Origin of the sequence: Tepidimonas thermarum (assembly GCF_007556705.1) — a bacterium.
Lineage (GTDB): Bacteria > Pseudomonadota > Gammaproteobacteria > Burkholderiales > Burkholderiaceae_C > Tepidimonas > Tepidimonas thermarum.
This window is the reverse complement of the sequence record NZ_VJOL01000103.1, coordinates 1-2,059: the sequence shown is the minus strand read 5'-3', so window position 1 is coordinate 2,059 and position 2,059 is coordinate 1. Positions and strand designations below refer to the sequence as shown.

The 2,059-nt window shown below is 61.6% G+C and carries 2 protein-coding genes; both read right to left on the bottom strand.

Features of this window, described 5'->3' with window-relative positions:
- On the bottom strand, window positions 1–425 hold a 425-nt coding region (locus Tther_RS13035; protein ID WP_143904545.1), incomplete at its 3' end, for a hypothetical protein.
- Window positions 426–530: 105 nt separating this feature from the next.
- Window positions 531–1,769 carry a tyrosine-type recombinase/integrase gene (locus tag Tther_RS13030; protein ID WP_143904543.1) on the bottom strand — a complete coding sequence of 413 codons (1,239 nt, stop codon included), beginning with the start codon at window positions 1,767–1,769 and terminating at the stop codon, window positions 531–533.
- Window positions 1,770–2,059: the final 290 nt, after the last annotated feature.

Here is a 2,059-nt window from a genome sequence, read left to right as displayed (position 1 = left end):
GCAAAACGGCCTGCAAACCGGCCGAAATGCACGTCGCAATCGCTGCGCAGCCACGTCTGGGCGGCTCGTTTCTTCGAAAGCAGCGTCACTGGTGCGTTCGAAGGGTATTTTTTCAACGGCCTGTTAGTGTGATGCTCCGCAATCATCTCGACAAGGGCAGATATTGACCTTCGATCAAGACAATTCTTGATAGCCTTGTCCATTCGTTCCCCCCACTCCATAGCGGCATAGCTCGCAGTGTCAGATTGATCATTTACATCAACCTCTTCCTTGCCGCTCATGAATGCATCGAACACTTCACGCGCTCGCGCTCGTTGCTCTTCACGTAACCGTTCCGCAAAATCCGTGAGGTGTTCGAGGAGGCTTTCCAATTCAGGTGCCAGGCCCATAGTTGCCTGTGAAGGTTGCTCCGCAGGTTTACCCATTTACATTCGCTGTCATGCCCCCCGAAAAAGCCAGCGCCGCCGGGTCAGGGTGTCCCGGTTTTCGCCCTCGGGGATCAGCTTCGGGCTAGGCGTGGCATCAAACACTCAAGCCCGTTTCAACTCGATCACATCAGCCCCGGCGGCCAGCTTGTCCAGGTAGTCCGCCCATCGCTGCATCATGTCGCGCCGTTGCTTCAGGTAGGTGGTTCGGTTGTAGGCCCGCCCGTTGGCATCGCGCACCGCGTGGGCCAGTTGCGCCTCGATCAGCAGCGGATCAAATTCCAGCCGTTCGGCCAGCATCGTTCGCGCCGTGGCCCTGAATCCGTGCCAGGTCTGAATGTCGGGGGTGTAGCCCATCGATATCAGGGCAACCCGCACGCTGTTTTCCGATATCGGTCGGTCACGCTGGCGCTCGCCGGGGAATACCAGCCCGGTGGATTCGGTGTAGGGCTTGAGGATTTCCAGGATTCGCACCGCCTGGGTGGGCAGCGGCACCAAATGCGGGTCGCCGTGCTCCTTGCCGTCCTTGCGCCGCTTCATTCTGGCCGCCGGAATCGTCCACATGGCGTTTTGCAGGTCGATTTCCTCCCAGCGTGCCGCCCGTAGCTCGCCGGGGCGCTGAAACAGCATCGGGGCCAGTTGCAGCGCGGCCCGCACCACAGGCCCGCCCTTGTAGCCCTTGATCGCCCGCAGCAGTTCACCCAGCCGCACCGGGTCGGTGATCGCGGCAAAGTGCTTGCCTCGATAGGGTGACAAGGCCCCCTTCAGGTCTGCCGTAATGTCCCGGTTCACGCGGCCCGTGGCAACCCCATAGCGCCATACCTGCCGCGCCAGCATCAGCCCCCGGTCGGCGGTTTCGATGGCCCCCCGTTCCTCGACCTTGCGCAGCGCCGCCAGCAGTTCCACCGGCTCAATGTCGGCCAGCCGCCGTTCCCCCAGCCAGGGGAACAGATCGCGCTCAAGCTGGCGCTTGGCTCGTACCGCGTGGGCTTCGCTCCAATGGGGTTCCTGTTTCTCGAACCATTCCAGGGCCACCACTTTGAAGGTGTCCCCCGCCGGGTTCACGGCCTTGAGCTTTTCCACCTTCTTGGCTTGTATGGGGTCGATCCCCTGGGCCTTTTGCAGCTTCGCCGCATCGCGTGCCCGCCGCGCAGCGGTCAGGCCCACCGTGGGGTAGCTGCCCAGCGCCAGCCGGTACTCCTTGCCCGCGCTGCGGTACTTGAGAAACCATCGTTTTGATCCTGCCGGGGACACTTCCAGGTAAAGCCCGCCGGAATCGGCCAGCCGTGCGCGTGGCTTACCGGGGGAACAAACAGCGTTTTTGCATTGGGCATCGGTCAACATGGGGGCACCTTTTCAACCCTGTTCCCCCGTTTGCCTGGGGCCTCGTTCCCCCACCTTGGGGGATTTTGTAGTTGTGTATCGTTCTTTCTGTAAATTCCATTTTGCCGGTTGTCTGCTGGGCGGGGATCTCCGGCGCTACGCGCCTACGCTCCCCGCCCAGCAGACAGCGCGAGGGTGGGTCTGACGCCATGACTTCGAGAAAGGGGTGTAACCCTCATGGCAATACGAGTCGAAACCAACCCCTTGGAAGCCGCTTATGCGATCTTGCTCGAGAACGGACTGGATGGCGC